Origin of the sequence: Deinococcus soli (ex Cha et al. 2016) (genome assembly GCF_001007995.1) — a bacterium.
Lineage (GTDB): Bacteria > Deinococcota > Deinococci > Deinococcales > Deinococcaceae > Deinococcus > Deinococcus soli.
In genome coordinates, this window is the sequence record NZ_CP011389.1 from 1,388,010 (window position 1) to 1,404,952 (window position 16,943).

A 16,943-nucleotide genomic window follows, 5' to 3' on the forward strand; every position below is an offset into this window, starting at 1 on the left:
TACCCTGACCGGCGTGAGTGTTCCGTCTGTCCCGGATTACGAGTGGTTGTTCGCGCGCACCCGTGCGGGGCGTGAGCGGGGGCCGGGTGCGGCGCGGGCGTTGCTGGACGCGCTGGGCCGCCCGGACACGCAGTTCCGGAGTGTGCGGGTGGTGGGCACGAACGGGAAGGGCAGCACCTGCGCGATGCTGGATGTGGGGCTGCGCGCGGCGGGGGTGCGCTCGGGGCGGTTCACGAGTCCGCACCTGACGCACTTTGAGGAGCGGGTGCGGGTGGACGGCGACCCGATCCCGCCCGCGGAGACGGCGGCGTTCATCGCGTGGGCGCGGGCGCACGGGGGGGACGCGGCGTTCTTCGATCTGACGCTGGCGCTGGCGGCGCGGGTGTTCGCGGAGCGGGGGGTGGAGGTCGCGGTGATGGAGGCCGGGGTGGGCGGCGCGACGGACGCGACGCAGGCGCTGGAGAACGTGGCGGCGGTGGCGTTGACGAACGTGGCGCTCGATCACGTGGGCGTGCTGGGGAGTACGGTGGCGCAGATCGCGCGGGACAAGGCGGGCGCAGCGCGGCCCGGCGTGCCGCTGCTGACCACGGCCGCAGGGGAGGCGCTGGACGTGATCGCGGAGGTGGCCGCGGGGGTGGGGGCGCCGCTGCTGACGCCGGACACGCACCCGGCGCTGTTCGCGCTGCCGCACCCGCCGCGGCTGGAGGGGCCGCATCAGGTGCGCAACGCGGCGCTGGCCGCCGCGACGCTGCGCACGCTGGGGTATGGGACGGGCGTGGAGGGCGCGCTGGACGCCACGCATCCGGGCCGCCTGGAACGGTTCACCGTGGACGGACACACGGTGCTGGTGGACGGCGCGCACAACCCGCACGCCGCGCAGGCACTGGCGCTGGCGGTGCCGCGCGCGGACGTGCTGCTGTTCGGAAACCTCGCGCGGAAGGATACGGGCGCGACCCTCGCGCCGCTGCTGGGCGTCGCGTCGCGGCTGGTGTTCACCGCGCCCGGCGACCTCGCCACGCCCCCGCAGGACCTCGCCGCGCTGCACGGTGGGGACGCCGTTCCCGACCCAGCGCGGGCCCTGGTGCACGCGCTGGCCCTCACGCCGCCCGGCGGCACGCTGCTGGTCGCCGGGAGCCTGTATCTGGCCGGGCAGACCCGCGCGCTGCTGGGGGGCGCTTGACAGGGTCCGGGTCCGCCCGTATACTTCTCCTCGCTCTGGATCGTTAGCTCAATTGGCAGAGCAGCTGACTCTTAATCAGCGGGTTGTAGGTTCGATTCCTACACGATCCACCACACCGAGAAGCCCCCGCCCCGCGCGGGGGTTTTTCCTGTTCTGGAACGCCGGGCGGCGCAGCGGCGTACCACAGGGTATGGGACTGTTCAGCCAGGACGAACCAGCACCGCAGGCCTTCGAGATCGCCGGGAGGCGCCTGACCTGCGATCACTGCCAGCAGGACACGTTCTTCGAGGGCGAGGCGCAACTGAACACGCAGGGCATGACGCTGCTGGGGCTGGACTGGGCGAACCGCAGCGCGACGTACTTCCGGTGCGCGACCTGCGGGAAACTCCACTGGTTCCTGCTCGGGGAGTAATCCCTGCTCGGGGCGCGTACACTGGCCTCTATGTTGCTGTACGGGCGGAATCCGGTGCTGGAAGCGTTGCAGGACGGACGGGTGTCCGAGGTGCTGGTCGCGCGTGGGGTGGAAGAGGCGTTCGTGGCGCAGCTCAAGGCCACGGGGGTGCGGATGAAGTTCGCGCCGCGCATCGAGCTCGATCAGCTGGCGGGCACGACGCAGCATCAGGGCGTGCTGGCCGAGGTGGAGGACCTGGAGTGGGCGTCGGTGGACGACATCCTGGATCTCGCGGAGAAGCGCGGCGAGGACCTGCTGATCGTGCTGCTGGACGGCATCACGGACCCGCGGAACTTCGGGGCGATCATCCGCAGCGCGGAGGTGCTGGGCGCGCACGGCGTGGTCGTCGAGGAGCGCCGCAGCGCGCCGCTGTCGCCGGTCGTGGCGAAGACGGCGGCGGGCGCGACGAGTTACCTGCCGGTCGCGCAGACGAAGAACCTGCCGCGCCTGATGGACGCCCTGAAGAAGGACGGGGTGTGGGTGTACGGCGCGGCGGGCGAGGCGGCGCAGGACGTCCGGAAGGTGGATTTCAGCGGGAAGGTGGCGCTGGTGATTGGCGCGGAGGGCGAGGGCATGCGCCGTCTGGTGCGTGAGAAGTGCGACGCGCTGGTCAGCATTCCGGTGCGGGGGCGGGTGCAGAGCCTGAACGCGTCGGTCGCGGCGGGCATCCTGCTGTTCGAGGCGTCCCGGGGCCGCGCGTGACCCACCCGGGCCGGGTGGAGGTCCTGCGCGGTGAGCAGTTGACGCTGGAGGTCCTGCCGGAGGTGGGGGCCAGCGTGCTGAACCTGCGCGCCGCGTCGGGCCGCCCGGTGCTCCGCCCGGTCGAACTGGGGAGCGTGGAGACGAGCAGTCAGTGCGCGAGCTTCACGCTGATCCCCTTCAGCAACCGTGTGCGTGACGCGAAATTCGTCTTCGGGGGCCGTGAGATCGTGCTGCGCCCGAACACGAAGGATGGACTGGCGCAGCACGGTGACGTGCGCAACCGCCCCTGGCACGCCGAGCGGGTGGACGACACGCACCTGCGCTGCACCTTCGACTCGCGGGACTTCGCGGACGTGAACTGGCCGTGGGCGTTCACGGCAGGGATCGAGTACCGCCTGCACGGCCCGCACCTCGACATGACGCTGACCCTCACGAACGAGGATGCCAGCGACATGCCCGCCGGGATGGGTCTGCACCCGTACTTCGCGCGCGTGCAGCCGGACCTGCCGGGCGTGGACCCGACCCTGGCGGTGGGCGCGGAGCTGATCTACGACACGGACGAGCGCGTCCTGACGGTCGGCGCGGCCCGTGAACTGCGCCCCGACGAGGACTACCGCGACCCCACCGGGGTGGGCGCGCGGGAGATCAACACGACGTATACGGCGTGGGACGGCGTCGCCCACCTCGACTGGGGTGCGCGGGCGCTGACGCTCACGGCGGACAACGTGTACTCGCATCTGGTGGTGTTCACCGCGCCGGACGGCAGCCTCGCGCTGGAACCCGTGTCGCACGCGACGGATGCGTTCAACCTCGCGGCGCAGGGCGTGCCGGGCGTGGACCTGCGCGTGTTGTCGCCGGGGCAGACGCTCGCGGGGACCGTGCGCCTGACCCTTGACGGGAACTGGTAAGCCCCTCCCCTACCCGGTGGCGAGCAGCGCCCCGCGTCCGTCGCGCAGTTCGAACTCGTGGCGGTCGCGGGCCTGCATCCAACGCAGGGCCTCCAGCAGATCGTCGGTTTCCTTCAGAACCTCGGGGGCGTCCGGGTCGCCGGTCCACACCACGCGGTAGGCGCGCGGCGCTGTGGGCGGCGTCCAGCGTTCCCCCTCGTCCTCTTTCACGAATGCTCTCGACATCCCTCCAGTCTGGCGGGGGCGGCTGATGCGCGGGTGGGAGGAGGGTGGTCGCCGCTTTACTATGGCAGGTCGGGGACGCTGGCTTTCGGCACGAGCGTGATGCGCGCCTGCCGTTCCCGATCATCCCGTAGGTAGGTCAGGGTGACGGTGTCGCCCACCTTCGCGCGGCGGATCGCGGTGATGACCTCGTTCGCGTCGCGGGTGCGCTGGCCGTTCACGCGCAGGATCACGTCGCCCAGCGCAGTCAGCTGGTCCTGCTCGTCGAAGGTGCTGCCGCGCAACCCGGCCTGCTCGGCGGGGCTGCGGCGGGCGACCTCAAGGATGATCGCGCCGGGCGGGTCGGTCTGCCCGCTGTGGACCGAGTCGAAGATCAGGCCCACGACCGGCACGTCGTTCGTGATCCCGGCGCGCAGGGCGCTGATCAGATCGTTGCCCTCCACGACCGGTACGGCGTAGCTGCGCCGCGTCTGCCCGCTGCCGTCCAGGCTGATGTAACTGACCACCCCGATCGCCTGCCCGTTCCCGTCGATGATCGGGCCGCCACTGTCGCCGGGGGCCAGGGGCGCCGTCATCTCCAGCGTGCCCTGCGGGAAATCCGCGCGGCCCGCCTCGGCGTTCAGGCGCAGCAGCCTGCCACGGCGGGGTTGCAGGAAGTCCCCGCCACTGTTCCCGATGGCCAGCACCGTCTCGCCCGGGCGGGGCGCGCGGGTCGTGAGGTTCAGGAACGGGAAGTTCGTGCCGCGCCCGTTGACCTGCAAGAGGGCCACGTCCGCGGAGGCGTCGAAGGCCACCACCCGCGCGCCATAGCTGCGGCCCGAGAGGGTACTCACCTGGAACAGCTGCCCACCGCTGACGACGTGGTACGCGGTCAGGAGCTGCCCGCCCGCGCTGATGAAGAAGCCGGTGCCGATCCCGCCGGTATTGCGCTCGGTGTTCACGCTCTCCACGCGGACGGTGGCGGGGCGGGACTTGTCAAACAGCGCGCGGGCGTCCTCCGGCAGGGTGACGGGGGGCGTGGGCGCCTGCGTGTCCACGCGGGGCGCCACGTTCACGCGCGGCAGGAACGGCACGTCCGCCTCTGGCAGCAGGTACGCGGCCAGCGCGAGGATCAGCAGGACAGGAAGCCAGGGCGAGGCGCGCACGCCGTCAGTCTAGGGCGCCCTGCACGCGAGGACGGTGGCAGAGGGAACCGAACAGGCCGGGTGATGCCCTAGGCTGGGCGTCATGCGTTTCTGGCTGTTGAAATCGGAGCCCGATGTGTTCGGCTTCGCGGATCTGGTGCGGGCGGGGCGGGAGCCGTGGAATGGCGTGCGGAATTATCAGGCGCGGAATTTCCTGCGGGAGATGCGCGAGGGGGATCTGTGCCTGTTCTACCACTCGAATGCGAAGCCGGCGGGGGTGGCGGGCGTGGCGCGGGTGTGCCGCGCGGCGTATGCGGATGACCTGCAGTTCGACGCCCAGAGTCAGTATTTCGATCCGAAGTCCATGGTGGACGCGCCGCGCTGGAGCATGGTGGACGTGGAGCCGCTGATCGCGTTTCCGCAGGTGGTGTCCCTGGAGACCTTGCGTGAGATGCCGGAGTGGGACGGGTCGGCCCTGACGCGCAGGGGCTCGCGCCTGAGCGTGCTGCCGGTGGAGGCCGGGGCGTTCTGGGCGACGCTGGACGCGGCGGGTCTGGGCCTGGATGAGGTGGGGGGGCTGGGCTGACAGGGCGTGGGGTAGGGGCGTGCAGGTTGGCGGGGGGCGTTTTGACCGGCTTTCCGGGGGTGGAGACGGTGGTCAGGTTCAGGACAGCCACCTGTCTTTATCTGATCTTGAGATGTTTTTCATGGTCGGAATGAGGGCTGTGACCTTAACGTCAGATAAAGAAAAGGAGAATCTACCGATGGAACTACTTCTGGCTGGTCTGGTCATCGTGGTGTCCCTGATCCTTGCCGCGTGGCAGGAACGCCCCGGCGCGCGGCGCCGCAGCCGCCGCTGAACGGCGCGCCCCCACCCAGCGGCTGCTGCCGGAAACGCCCGCCGGACCGTCTGGTCCGGAATCCGTCTGGCCGATGTACCTTCTGGACAGGGCTTCTTCTTCACCCGGTTTTTCTGAACTGCGTTCAAACTGGCGGGCGATGACGTGACGCCCCGCTACGCTGCACGGTGATGTCTGCTCTCTGGCCCGGTCGCCGTCCCACCCTGTTCTCCCGTCTGGCGCTGACCGCCATGCGCCTAGTGGGCTGGCGGCCCGTGCTGGCCCCGCCGCCCGGACCGAAGTTCGTGGGGGCCGTCGCCCCGCACACGCACAACGCGGATTTCTGGCCGGGCCTGTTCTTCATGTGGTCCACCCGCTCCCCCGTGCGGTTCGTGGCGAAACACCAGCTGTTCACGTTCCCGCTGGGCCTGTTCATGCGCGCGGTGGGGGGCCTGCCGGTGGACCGCCGCCGCGCCGGGGGGAACTTCGTGGACGGCGTGGTCACCCTGATCGACCGTGAACCGGAGATCATGCTGGTCGTCGCGCCCGAAGGCACCCGCAGCCGCGGGGAGTACTGGCGGACCGGGTTCTACTACATGGCGCTGGAAGCCAACGTCCCGATCGGGGTGACCGTCCTGGACTGGGGCCGCAAACAGGTGGGCGTGATCGGGTACGTGACCCCCACCGGGGATATCGAGGCGGACTTCGCCCTGATCCGCGAGATGCTCCGGGACGTGCGCGGCCACACGCCCGCGAACGAGACCCCGGCGGTGCCGCGCCCCGCGTCGGCGGGCGGCCCCAGTAAGAGCTGAGCACCGACGCCGGGACGTCACCTGCCCCGTCGTCTGACCTGCAAAGACACGCCCCCTGTCCGCGGGGTGGGGGGGTGTTACCGTGAGGTCATGACCAGCACCGCCGAACCCACCACCGCCCGTGACACGGCCCTGTTTGACCTGATCGCCCAGGAGGCCGAGCGGCAGCGCCTCGGCCTGGAACTGATTGCTTCCGAGAACTTCACGTCGGCGGCGGTGCGCGAGGCGCAGGGCAGCATCGTGACGAACAAGTATGCGGAGGGCTACCCCGGCAAACGCTGGTACGGTGGGTGCGAGGTCGTGGACCGCATCGAGCAGCTGGCCATCGACCGCGTCCGGGAACTGTTCGGCGCGGCGTGGGCGAACGTGCAGCCGCACAGCGGGTCAAGTGCGAACCTCGCGGTGTACAACGCACTGATCGAGCCGGGGTCCGTGGTGCTGGGCATGGACCTGAGCCACGGCGGGCACCTGACGCACGGGAACCCTGTGAACTTCTCCGGGCTGCGCTACCAGATCGTCAGTTACAAGGTGAACCCCGACACCGAACTCATCGACATGGACGAGGTCCGCCGTCTGGCGCACGAGCATCAGCCGAAGATGATCATCGCGGGGGCCAGCGCGTACAGCCGCACGATCGACTTCGCGGCCTTCCGCGAGATCGCCGATGAGGTGGGCGCGATCCTGTTCGCGGACATCGCGCACATCGCGGGCCTGATCGCGGCGGGCGTGCACCCCAACGCGCTGCCGCACGCGCACGTGGTGGCCAGCACCACCCACAAGACCCTGCGCGGGCCGCGCGGCGGGATCATCCTCAGCAACGACCCGGAACTGGGCGCGAAGATCGACCGTGCCGTGTTCCCCGGGTACCAGGGGGGGCCGCTGGAGCACGTGATCGCCGCGAAGGCCGTTGCGTTCGGGGAGTGCCTGACCGACGAGTTCAAGGCGTACGCCGCGCAGATCATCCGCAACGCGCAGGCGCTCGCGCAGGCCTTTGAAGACAAGGGCTACCGCGTGGTGTCCGGTGGGACCGACAACCACCTGTTCGTGCTGGACCTGCGTCCGCAGGGCCTGAACGGCACGAAGGCCACGCGCCTGCTCGACGCGAACCACATCACGATCAGCAAGAGCACCCTGCCGTACGACACCGAGAAGATCCTGCACGGCGGCGGGATCCGCATCGGCACGCCCGCCGTCACCACGCGCGGCATGACGGAAGCCGACATGCAGACCGTCGCAGACCTGATTGACCGCGCCCTGAAGGGCCAGGACGTCAAGGCCGAGGTGCACGCGTTCGCGGGCGGCTTCCCGATTCCCTGAACCGGGTTCACGCAGTGGGGGCGCAGGGGGGTGCAGCAGCACTCCCCTTACCCATTTATGTGAACTTTTACACGCTCGCGTGCGATAGTGAAGGTCCGATGGACACCGGCCCGCTCCCCAGTGATCTCACCCTGCACCTGACGCAGGTGGGCCTCACGGCCAGCAGCCTGCCGGGCGCCCTGACCCCGGTCCTCCAGACCATCACGGGCCACACCAGCGCCAGCGCCGCCGCGTACTACCAGCGCCGCGACCACCCCACCTCCAGCCGCGCCGTCCTGACCGACGAACCCAGCTACCCCGCGCGGGTCAGTCGCGGCCCCGCCCCGCTGCCCACCCTCCCGCCGGGTTTGCTACGCCGCCTGACGCACGAACCGGACCTGCTGAACCTGCCCGCCACCGCGCACCACCCCGCGCTGCTGGCCGCACCCATCCGCGAGCGGGGCGGCGAGCTGCTGGGCGCCCTGCTCATCACCCGGCCCGACAGCGGCCCGTGGCGCCCCGGGGACTGCCACCTGCTGCGCACCCTGGCCGGACTGGTCACGCTGGTCGCCGCGCGCCTGCACGCCGAGGAACGCGAACGTGACGCGCACGAACACGCCCTGCGCGCCCTGAGTCTCGCCCTGGAAGCCCGCGACGCCGACCTGCGCGGCCACACCGACCGCGTCACGCAACTCGCCACGCTGGTCGGGCAGGCCATGCACCTTCCGCCCGACGCGCTGGGCGCGCTGCGCTGGGGCGCGTACCTGCACGACATCGGCAAACTGACCCTCCCGGACGACGTCCTTCATCACCCCGGCCCGCTGACGCCCGCCATGTGCGAACGCATGCGCCAGCACGTCGACGAGGGCCTGAACCTCGCGCGGCAACTGCCGTTCCTGCCACCCGAGGCGCTGGACGTGATCGCCGCGCACCACGAACGCTGGGACGGCAGCGGCTACCCGCGCGGCCGCAGCGGCACCGCCATTCCCCTGACTGCCCGGATCTTCGCCGCCTGCGACGTGTTCGACGCCCTGACCAGCCCGCGCGCGTACAAGCACGCCTGGACGCCCGGCGACGCCCTGCACTTCGTGCAGCAGGGCAGCGGCACACACTTCGACCCGCAGGTCGTGCAGGCCCTCACGCAGGTGCTCGGGCATCACGCCGCGTAAGCGGAGAACAGATCAGGAACAACCTATTCCGTCTAAGGGCAATCAGGTGCTACGGTAGACCATGCCCCCCACCCAGATCCTCCAGGCCTACGCCGACGCCGTGCACGCCCGCGACGCCGAAGCCCTGCTCGCCCTGTACCACCCGCACGTCACCGTGTACGACATGTGGGAACACTGGCTCTACGACGGCCAGCAGGCATGGCGCGGCATGATCGAGAGCTGGTTCGCCAGCCTCGGCGACGAGCGCGTCCAGGTCACCTTCGACGACATCCGCAGCACCGTCACGCCGGAGATGGCCCTCGTGCACGCCTTCGTCACCTACGCGGGCCTGAATACCAGCGGCGAACGCCTGCGCGCCATGAACAACCGCATCACCCTAACCCTGACCCCCGGCGGGAACGGCTGGCTGATCCTCCACGAACACAGCAGCGCCCCCGCCGAATTCAGCAGCGGAAAGGTCAACCTCCACCGACCAGCCTGAACGAGACACCTACACTGCGGTCGTGACGCATCAGGAAGGGATCGTGCAGGTGCTGGCCGCCATCCTCAGTCAGCCGCCGGAGGTCTTGCAGGCGTTCAGCCGGGGCAACCCGTTCGACAAACTGCTGCGCAGTTACGACGAGTTCAACGCGCAGGGCCAGCCGCTCTACCGCCACCGCCGGGGTGGAGCGCACTACCGGATGTCCCGCGCGGCGTTCGCGTCTGGGCTGTGCGCCTCGCAACTGTACGGCGAGCACCGCGTGCCGCTGAACATCATCAAGCGCCGCCTGCTGGAAACGGGCGGGGACGCCGGGCAGATCCGCGCGATCCTCCGGGCGAACGAGGTCGTGCTGATCACCCCGGACGAGCAGCGGCACCTGGACGCCTCAGTCGCGAACGGGGGACTGGCGCTGCGGCAACGACTGCCCGAGGACGGCAGTGACCGGCTGGCCTTCGCGGGCATCGAGATCGCCTCGGAAACCCTGACCCGCTGCCTGTAGCAGAAAGGCCGCGCCTCTCCCCTGCCTGGGACGGCGCGGTCTTCTGGTGTGGTCACTGTTGGGGTTCGTCCTGGAAGATTTCCTCGATGCGCTGCCCGAACAGGCGGGCGAGTTTGAAGGCCAGCGGCAGACTGGGGTCGTACCGGCCAGTTTCCAGGGCGTTGACGGTCTGGCGGGACACGTCGAGGTGGTCGGCGAGGTCGGCCTGCGTCCAGCCGCGCGCGGTGCGGAGTTCGCGCAGGCGGTTGTTCACATGCCGTCCTTCCAGCGCAGGTAGCGGTTGGTGGCCCACATGGCGAGCATGGAGCCGATGAGCATGAGGTACACCGGCCAGAACGGCAGGCTCAGCGTGGTGGCATCCTGTTGTTCAGGCGGTGCGGTCAGCCAGGTGTACAGTCCCCAGACCAGGATCGCTGTAATGGTGTTGGTCAGGAACAGCCCTGCGGCCATCCAGGACGTAACGAACCGCTGCCGGGCACGTTCGTCAAGGGACTTGTAGTACCGGAACAAGATCCACTGAGTGCCAATGAATCCGCCGAGCATGACGGTCAGGTAGGCCAGTGGGTTGACGGGTCGGCGTCCGACGGCAAGGAACAGGGCCATGAAAACAAGGGTAAACGCGAGTTCCCACAGGCGGATCTGTCGGGTCTGGCGGTCGCGGCGGGCGGGAACGGTGCCTGGGTTCATGATGGACCTCCGGCGCAGGCTCGGATGTCAAGCTTGCTTGACTCAGGGTAGAGAGCCCAGAGTTGCATGTCAAGCAATCTTTACATCAGCGAGAGAGAACAGGCGGGCCTTCACGCCCGCCTCCTCTGTCCTGCCTGAACTCAGCGGGGCAGGACGCTGGTGCCCATGAGGTGCTGGTCGATGGCGCGGGCGGCCTGGCGGCCCTCGCGGATGGCCCACACGACGAGGCTCTGGCCGCGGCGCATGTCCCCGGCGGCGAAGACGCCCTGCACGTTGGTGTGGTAACCGCCCTCGTCGGTGTGGGCGTGGGCGTTGCCGCGGGCGTCCTTCTGAATGCCGAAGGCGTCGATGACGCTGCCGACGGGGCTGACGAAACCCATGGCGAGCAGGACAAGGTCGGCCTTGTGGATCTCCTCGCTGCCGGGCACCTCGGTCAGCTGGCCGTCCTTGAATTCCATGCGGACGGTTTTCACGCCGGTGACCTTGCCGCCCTTGCCGATGAATTCCTTGGTGGCGATGGCGAATTCACGCACGGCGCCTTCCTCGTGGCTGGTGCTGGTGCGGAGTTTCATGGGCCAGTAGGGCCACACGAGGGGTTTGTTCTCCTGTTCGGGCGGCTGGGGCATGACCTCGAACTGGGTCACGCTGGCGGCGCCATGGCGGTTGCTGGTGCCCACGCAATCGCTGCCGGTGTCGCCGCCGCCGATCACGATGACGTGCTTGCCTTCGGCGCGCAGCTGCTTTTTCAGCTTGTCCCCGGCGTTCACGCGGTTCTGCTGCGGCAGGAACTCCATGGCGAAGTGAATGCCGTCCAGCTCGCGGCCGGGGGCGGGCAGGTCGCGGGGCTGCTCGGCGCCGCCCGCCAGAAGGACGGCGTCGAACTCGGCTTTCAGCTCGTCGGGCGTGACGGTGTGCTTGCTGAGGTTCGTGACTTTGCTGGCGTCGGGCCACGCGCCCACCAGAACGCCGGTGCGGAAGGTGACACCCTCGGCCTGCATCTGCTCGACGCGGCGGTCGATGTGGTGCTTGTCCATCTTGAAGTCGGGGATGCCGTAGCGCATCAGGCCGCCCACGCGGTCATTCTTCTCGAACACGGTCACGTCGTGCCCGGCCCGCGCGAGCTGCTGCGCGGCGGCCAGTCCGGCGGGGCCCGAACCGATCACGGCGACTTTCTTGCCGGTCTTCACAGCGGGGGGTTGCGGGGTGACCCAGCCTTCCTGCCAGCCGCGCTCGATGATGCTCAGCTCGATGCTCTTGATGCCCACGGCGTCGCCGTTGATGTTCAGGGTGCAGGCGGCCTCGCAGGGGGCGGGGCAGATGCGGCCCGTGAATTCGGGGAAGTTGTTCGTGGAGTGCAGGGTGTCGAGCGCCGAGCGCCAGTCGTCCTGGTACACGAGGTTGTTGAAGTCGGGAATGATGTTCCCGACGGGGCAGCCGTTGTTGCAGAACGGGATGCCGCAGTCCATGCAGCGCGTCGCCTGGAGGCGGGCGGCGTCGGGCGCCAGGGGCAGCAGGAACTCGTGGTAGTGCTTGAGGCGCGCGTCGACCGGGGCGTACTGGTCCTTGATGCGCGGCTGGTCGAGGAAGCCGGTGATCTTGCTCATGCGTGCTCCGGTGAGGGGACGCGCCCGGCCCGTGTGGACGGGGCGCGGAAGGGGGTTACTTGGTGAGCGTGCCCTGCGCGGCCACGGGGTTGCCGGGCTGCGCGGTCTGCATGCTGGTGGTGTCGGCGGCCTGGACGGTACCGGCCTGGGCGCGTTCGCGCAGGGCGCGCTGGTATTCCTTCGGGAAGACCTTGACGAAGCGCTTCAGGGTGGTGTCCCAGTCGTCGAGGAGTTCAGAAGCGCGCTGCGAGCCGGTCCACTTGTGGTGGCTTTCGAGCAGGCGGCGCAGGTGGGCCTCGTCGCTCTGGTCGAAGTGCAGGCCACCCTGGGTCTGCGCGAACTGCTGGTCCTCGGGCAGCAGGGGGTGCAGGTCCACCATGCTGGTGTTGCAGCGCTTCTCGAACTGGCCGTCCACGTCGTACACGTAGGCGACGCCGCCGCTCATGCCCGCCGCGAAGTTGCGACCGGTCTGGCCGAGCACGACGACGGTCCCGCCGGTCATGTACTCGCAGCCGTGGTCGCCGGTGCCCTCCACGACGGCCTCGGCGCCGCTGAGACGCACCGCGAAGCGTTCGCCCGCCACACCTCGGAAGAAGGCTTCACCCGAGGTCGCGCCGTACAGGACGGTGTTCCCGACGATGATGTTCTCCTCGGCCTTGCCGCGGAATTCGATGCTGGGGCGCACGACCACGCGGCCGCCGGAGAGGCCCTTGCCGGTGTAGTCGTTCGCGTCGCCGATCAGGTACAGGGTCAGGCCCGGGGCGAGGAACGCGCCGAAGCTCTGGCCGCCGGTGCCTTCCATCTGCACGAACACGGTGTTGTCCGGCAGCCCTTCCGGGCGCACGCGGGTCAGTTCGCCGGACAGCATCGCGCCGACGGTGCGGTTGACGTTGCGGACGTCCTGCAGGAAGTGCACCTTCTCGCCCTTCTCGAAGGCGGGGCGGCACTTCTCGATGAGTTGCAGGTCAAGCGCGCCGCTCAGGCCGTGGTCCTGGGTGTGGAGGTGGCGCACGCCGACTTCCCCCGGCACCTCGGGGCGGTAGAAGACGCGGCTGAAGTCCAGGCCCTGCGCCTTCCAGTGCTCGATGCCCTTTTTCGTGTCGAGCAGGTCGGCGCGGCCGATCAGGTCGTCGAAGGAGCGGATGCCCAGGCTGGCCATGATGGCGCGGACTTCCTCGGCGATGAAGAAGAAGAAGTTGATGACGTGCTCGGGTTTGCCCTGGAAGCGGGCGCGCAGCACCGGGTCCTGCGTGGCGACACCCACGGGGCAGGTGTTCAGGTGGCACTTGCGCATCATGATGCAGCCCTGCGCGACCAGCGGCGCGGTGGCGAAGCCGAACTCGTCGGCGCCCAGCAGCGCGGCGATCACGACGTCGCGGCCGGTCTTGAGCTGCCCGTCGGTCTGCACGCGCACGCGGTCCCGCAGGCGGTTCAGGACCAGGGTCTGCTGCGTCTCCGCGAGGCCCAGTTCCCACGGCGAACCGGCGTGCTTGATGGAGCTCCAGGGGCTGGCCCCGGTGCCGCCGTCGTGCCCGGCGATCACGATGTGGTCGGCCTTGGCCTTGGCGACCCCGGCGGCGATGGTGCCCACGCCGACCTCGGAGACGAGTTTCACGCTGATGTCCGCGCGGGGGTTCACGTTCTTCAGGTCGTGGATGAGCTGCGCGAGGTCCTCGATGGAGTAGATGTCGTGGTGCGGGGGCGGGCTGATCAGGCCCACGCCGGGCACGGAGTGGCGCAGGAACCCGATGTACTCGCTGACCTTCCCGCCGGGCAGCTGGCCGCCCTCGCCGGGCTTGGCGCCCTGGGCCATCTTGATCTGGATCTGGTCGGCGCTCGTCAGGTAGTTCGTGGTGACGCCGAAGCGGCCCGAGGCGACCTGCTTGATCTTGCTGCGCAGGCTGTCCCCGGGTTCCAGCGGGTAGTCCACTTCAACCCTGCTCTCGCCGAGGATGCTGGCGAGGGTGTGGCCCTCACCGAGGGTCTCGCCGCGCATCTCGCGCTCGTAGCGGGCGGGGTCCTCGCCGCCCTCGCCGGTGTTGCTCTTGCCGCCGATGCGGTTCATGGCGACGGCCAGGGTGGTGTGCGCCTCGGTGCTGATCGAGCCGAGGCTCATGGCTCCCGTGGCGAAGCGCTTGACGATCTCGCTGGCGCTCTCCACCTCATCCAGCGGCACGGGGGTCACGCCGTCAGTCTTGAATTCGAACAGGCCGCGCAGGGTCATGTGGCGCTTGCTCTGGTCGTTGATGATCCGGGCGTACTCCTCGAACGTGGCGTAGTTGCCGCTGCGCACCGAGTGCTGCAGCTTGGCGATCGAGTCCGGCGTCCACATGTGCTCCTCGCCGCGCACGCGCCAGGCGTACTCGCCGCCCGCGTCGAGGTTCTGGGCCAGCACGGGGTCGTCGCTGAACGCGCCGCGGTGGTTGCGCAGGGCTTCTTCGGCCACCTCGAAGATGCCGATGCCGCCGACCTGGGTGGGCGTGCCGTAGAAGTACTTCTGCACGAAGTCGGTCTTCAGGCCGACCGCCTCGAACAGCTGCGCGCCGCAGTAGCTCATGTACGTGCTGACGCCCATCTTGGACATGATCTTGCTCAGGCCCTTGCCGATCGCCTTGACATAATTGTAGATGGCCTTGTGCGCGTCGATGCCGTTCAGCGCAGGCATGCCGGGCACGTCGGTGTGCAGGTTGATCAGCGTTTCCAGCGCGAGGTACGGGTGGATGGCCTCCGCGCCGTACCCGGCGAGCGCGGCGAAGTGGTGCACCTCGCGGGCGTCGCCGGTCTCGACGACCAGACCGACTTTCATGCGCAGGCCCGCCTTGACGAGGTGGTGGTGGATGCTGCTCAGGGCCAGCAGGCTGGGAATCGCGACGCGTTCGCGGTCCACGCGGCGGTCACTGATGACGATGATGTTGTGGCCGCTCTCGATGGCGTCCACCGCCCAGGCGTTGATGGTTGCGAGTTTGGCTTCCACGCCGCGCGCGCCCCACTCGGCGGGGTAGGTGATGTCGAGGTCGTACGCCTTGAACTTGCCGCGGGTGTGTTCCTCGATGTTGCGCACGCGGGCCATGTCGTCGAAGTCCAGGATGGGCTGCTCGACTTCCAGGCGCAGCTGCGGGTTCACGGCGTTGATGTCCAGCAGGTTCGGGCGCGGGCCCACGAACGACACGAGGCTCATGACGACCGATTCACGGATCGGGTCGATGGGCGGGTTCGTGACCTGCGCGAACAGCTGCCGGAAGTAGTTGAACAGCGGCTTGTTCTTGCCGGACAGCACGGCCAGCGGGCTGTCGTTGCCCATGCTGCCGATGCCTTCCTCGCCAGTCAGGGCCATGGGGCCCATCAGGAACTTCAGGTCCTCCTGGGTGTACCCGAAGGCCTGCTGCCGGTCGAGCAGCGACTCGCGGAACTGGCCGACGGTGCCGGTCTCCTCGCTGTCGTCCAGGCGGAAGCGGGTGTTCTCCACCCACTGCGCGTAGGGCTTGGCGGACGCGAACTGGTTTTTCAGTTCGTCGTCCTCGATGATGCGGCCCTGCTCGAAGTCGATCAGGAACATGCGGCCCGGTTGCAGGCGCCACTTCTTCACGATCTTGCTCTCGGGGACGGGCAGCACGCCGGACTCGCTGGCCAGGATGACCAGATCGTCGCGGGTCTGCACGTAGCGGGCGGGGCGCAGCCCGTTGCGGTCCAGCGTGGCGCCGACCTGTCGGCCGTCGGTGAAGACCATCGCGGCCGGGCCGTCCCAGGGCTCCATCATGCTGGCGTGGTACTCGTAGAACGCACGGCGGCGCGGGTCAAGGTTGGCGTTCTGCTCCCAGGCTTCGGGGATCATCATCATGGCGGCGTGCGCCATGGGGTACCCGGCCAGCGTCAGGAGTTCGAGGGCATTGTCGAAGGTGGCGGTGTCGCTTTCGCCCTCGAAGGAGATCGGGTAGAGCTTCTTCAGGTCGTCGCCCAGCACGGGCGAGGCCATGATGCCCTCGCGGGCGCGCATCCAGTTGAAGTTCCCCTTGACGGTGTTGATCTCGCCGTTGTGCGCGACCATGCGGTAGGGGTGCGCCAGCGGCCACTCCGGGAAGGTGTTCGTGGAGAAACGCTGGTGGACCAGGGCCAGCGCACTGACCACGCGTTCGTCCTGCAGGTCGAGGTAGTACTCGCCGACCTGCGTGGCGAGCAGCAGGCCCTTGTAGATGACCGTGCGACACGACATGGAGGGCACGTAGTACTCGGCGCCGTGCGTGAAGTTCAGCGCGCGGATGGCATTGGACGCCCGGCGGCGGATGACGTACAGCTTGCGTTCCAGCGCGTCGGGGACCAGCGTGTCGGGTCCGGCGCCGATGAACACCTGCCGGATGACGGGTTCCTTCTCGCGCACGGCGGGGCTCATGGGCATCTCGCGGTTGACCGGCACGTCGCGCCAGCCCAGCACGACCTGCCCTTCCGCGACGATGGCGCGTTCGAGTTCCTGCTCGCAGGCGCGGCGCGAGGCGATCTCCTTGGGCAGGAAGATCATGCCGACGCCGTAGTCGCCCAGCGGGGGCAGGGTCACGCCCTGCTGCGCGAACTCGGCGCGGTAGAACTCGTCGGGAATCTGGATCAGGATGCCCGCCCCGTCGCCCATCAGGGGGTCAGCGCCGACGGCGCCGCGATGGTCGAGGTTCTCGAGGATTTTCAGGCCCTGCTGCACGATGGCGTGGTTCTTGCGGCCCCCTATGTGCGCGACGAAGCCCACGCCGCAGGCGTCGTGCTCGGCTCCGCTGTACAGGCCCTGCTCACGGGCGAGCTTGAGTTCCGCGCCGCTCGCGGGGGTTCCAGGGGTGTGCGGCGCCTCAGCCGGCGTCACCCGGTTGTCTGTTCTGTTCATGTTGACGCTCCCATCTCGCTCGTGACTCGCATCCGCCTGCGGGGTGCAGGCTGCTGGAATTACGATACAGACGCGCGCATGTCTATGCAGGGCCGTTGTTTATAA

The 16,943-nt window shown here is 69.0% G+C and carries 16 protein-coding genes and 1 tRNA gene; 11 read left to right on the top strand and 6 right to left on the bottom strand.

All coding sequences use genetic code 11. The features are described 5' to 3' along the window. The first annotated feature begins 4 nt into the window (after positions 1-4). The 5 genes from SY84_RS06865 (at position 5) to SY84_RS06885 (ending at position 3,241) form a co-directional block, all read left to right on the top strand. Positions 5-1,180: a bifunctional folylpolyglutamate synthase/dihydrofolate synthase gene (locus tag SY84_RS06865; protein WP_409013740.1), complete on the top strand. Its 1,176-nt coding sequence runs from the start codon at positions 5-7 to the stop codon at positions 1,178-1,180. Between the two features lie 37 nt (positions 1,181-1,217). After that, positions 1,218-1,293 (top strand) — tRNA-Lys (locus tag SY84_RS06870). A 77-nt stretch (positions 1,294-1,370) separates the two neighbouring features. After that, positions 1,371-1,592, top strand: a complete 222-nt coding sequence (locus tag SY84_RS06875; protein WP_046843395.1) for a hypothetical protein — start codon at positions 1,371-1,373, stop codon at positions 1,590-1,592. A gap of 30 nt (positions 1,593-1,622) precedes the next feature. Next, positions 1,623-2,333, top strand: a complete 711-nt coding sequence (gene rlmB / locus SY84_RS06880) for a 23S rRNA (guanosine(2251)-2'-O)-methyltransferase RlmB (RefSeq protein ID WP_046843396.1) — start codon at positions 1,623-1,625, stop codon at positions 2,331-2,333. Next, positions 2,330-3,241: an aldose 1-epimerase gene (locus tag SY84_RS06885; RefSeq protein ID WP_046843397.1), complete on the top strand. Its 912-nt coding sequence runs from the start codon at positions 2,330-2,332 to the stop codon at positions 3,239-3,241. The genes rlmB and SY84_RS06885 overlap by 4 nt, the downstream gene beginning before the upstream one ends. A gap of 9 nt (positions 3,242-3,250) precedes the next feature. Here SY84_RS06885 and SY84_RS06890 read toward each other — a convergent pair whose 3' ends face one another. Continuing rightward, entirely contained in the window at positions 3,251-3,466 is a 216-nt protein-coding gene (locus SY84_RS06890) for a hypothetical protein (RefSeq protein ID WP_046843398.1), read from the bottom strand. Between the two features lie 59 nt (positions 3,467-3,525). Continuing rightward, on the bottom strand, positions 3,526-4,608 hold the full coding sequence (locus SY84_RS06895) for a S1C family serine protease (protein WP_046843399.1): 1,083 nt from the start codon (positions 4,606-4,608) through the stop codon (positions 3,526-3,528). Positions 4,609-4,690: 82 nt separating this feature from the next. Between SY84_RS06895 and SY84_RS06900 the strand changes: the two genes are divergently transcribed. The 6 genes from SY84_RS06900 to SY84_RS06925 all read left to right on the top strand — a co-directional run bounded on the left by SY84_RS06900 (position 4,691) and on the right by SY84_RS06925 (position 9,683). Beyond that, the gene (locus tag SY84_RS06900; RefSeq protein ID WP_046843400.1) at positions 4,691-5,173 is read left to right on the top strand and encodes an EVE domain-containing protein; all 483 of its coding nucleotides are present in this window, start codon (positions 4,691-4,693) and stop codon (positions 5,171-5,173) included. Positions 5,174-5,617: 444 nt separating this feature from the next. Beyond that, the gene (locus SY84_RS06905; RefSeq protein WP_046843401.1) at positions 5,618-6,238 is read left to right on the top strand and encodes a 1-acyl-sn-glycerol-3-phosphate acyltransferase; all 621 of its coding nucleotides are present in this window, start codon (positions 5,618-5,620) and stop codon (positions 6,236-6,238) included. Positions 6,239-6,328: 90 nt separating this feature from the next. Continuing rightward, positions 6,329-7,555 carry a serine hydroxymethyltransferase gene (gene glyA / locus SY84_RS06910; RefSeq protein WP_046843402.1) on the top strand — a complete coding sequence of 409 codons (1,227 nt, stop codon included), beginning with the start codon at positions 6,329-6,331 and terminating at the stop codon, positions 7,553-7,555. A gap of 98 nt (positions 7,556-7,653) precedes the next feature. Continuing rightward, positions 7,654-8,703, top strand: a complete 1,050-nt coding sequence (locus SY84_RS06915; protein WP_046843403.1) for an HD-GYP domain-containing protein — start codon at positions 7,654-7,656, stop codon at positions 8,701-8,703. A gap of 61 nt (positions 8,704-8,764) precedes the next feature. Further along, positions 8,765-9,184, top strand: coding sequence for a YybH family protein (locus SY84_RS06920; RefSeq protein WP_046843404.1), 420 nt, complete (start codon positions 8,765-8,767; stop codon positions 9,182-9,184). A 22-nt stretch (positions 9,185-9,206) separates the two neighbouring features. Continuing rightward, positions 9,207-9,683 (top strand): hypothetical protein, encoded by a 477-nt coding sequence (locus SY84_RS06925; protein ID WP_046843405.1) that lies wholly within the window; start codon positions 9,207-9,209, stop codon positions 9,681-9,683. Positions 9,684-9,735: 52 nt separating this feature from the next. Here the strand turns inward: SY84_RS06925 and SY84_RS06930 are convergent, their stop codons facing one another. The 4 genes from SY84_RS06930 to SY84_RS06945 form a co-directional block, all read right to left on the bottom strand. Further along, positions 9,736-9,936, bottom strand: a complete 201-nt coding sequence (locus tag SY84_RS06930; RefSeq protein ID WP_046843406.1) for a helix-turn-helix transcriptional regulator — start codon at positions 9,934-9,936, stop codon at positions 9,736-9,738. Then, a complete protein-coding gene (locus SY84_RS06935) occupies positions 9,933-10,370 on the bottom strand; it encodes a hypothetical protein (protein ID WP_157882919.1) in 438 nt (145 codons plus the stop codon). The genes SY84_RS06930 and SY84_RS06935 overlap by 4 nt, the downstream gene beginning before the upstream one ends. Positions 10,371-10,510: 140 nt before the next feature. Next, positions 10,511-11,974 carry a glutamate synthase subunit beta gene (locus tag SY84_RS06940; RefSeq protein ID WP_046843408.1) on the bottom strand — a complete coding sequence of 488 codons (1,464 nt, stop codon included), beginning with the start codon at positions 11,972-11,974 and terminating at the stop codon, positions 10,511-10,513. A 55-nt stretch (positions 11,975-12,029) separates the two neighbouring features. Continuing rightward, positions 12,030-16,838, bottom strand: a complete 4,809-nt coding sequence (locus tag SY84_RS06945) for a glutamate synthase-related protein (RefSeq protein ID WP_046843409.1) — start codon at positions 16,836-16,838, stop codon at positions 12,030-12,032. Positions 16,839-16,943: the final 105 nt, after the last annotated feature.

Bases quoted from the DNA above. Each gene is read 5' to 3' on its own strand.
- SY84_RS06940 (WP_046843408.1), bottom strand. From the start codon at position 11,974: ATGAGCAAGATCACCGGCTTCCTCGACCAGCCGCGCATCAAGGACCAG.
- SY84_RS06920 (WP_046843404.1), top strand. From the start codon at position 8,765: ATGCCCCCCACCCAGATCCTCCAGGCCTACGCCGACGCCGTGCACGCC.
- SY84_RS06900 (WP_046843400.1), top strand. From the start codon at position 4,691: ATGCGTTTCTGGCTGTTGAAATCGGAGCCCGATGTGTTCGGCTTCGCG.
- SY84_RS06935 (WP_157882919.1), bottom strand. From the start codon at position 10,370: ATGAACCCAGGCACCGTTCCCGCCCGCCGCGACCGCCAGACCCGACAG.
- SY84_RS06945 (WP_046843409.1), bottom strand. From the start codon at position 16,838: ATGAACAGAACAGACAACCGGGTGACGCCGGCTGAGGCGCCGCACACC.
- SY84_RS06875 (WP_046843395.1), top strand. From the start codon at position 1,371: ATGGGACTGTTCAGCCAGGACGAACCAGCACCGCAGGCCTTCGAGATC.
- rlmB (WP_046843396.1), top strand. From the start codon at position 1,623: ATGTTGCTGTACGGGCGGAATCCGGTGCTGGAAGCGTTGCAGGACGGA.
- SY84_RS06905 (WP_046843401.1), top strand. From the start codon at position 5,618: ATGTCTGCTCTCTGGCCCGGTCGCCGTCCCACCCTGTTCTCCCGTCTG.
- glyA (WP_046843402.1), top strand. From the start codon at position 6,329: ATGACCAGCACCGCCGAACCCACCACCGCCCGTGACACGGCCCTGTTT.
- SY84_RS06915 (WP_046843403.1), top strand. From the start codon at position 7,654: ATGGACACCGGCCCGCTCCCCAGTGATCTCACCCTGCACCTGACGCAG.
- SY84_RS06890 (WP_046843398.1), bottom strand. From the start codon at position 3,466: ATGTCGAGAGCATTCGTGAAAGAGGACGAGGGGGAACGCTGGACGCCG.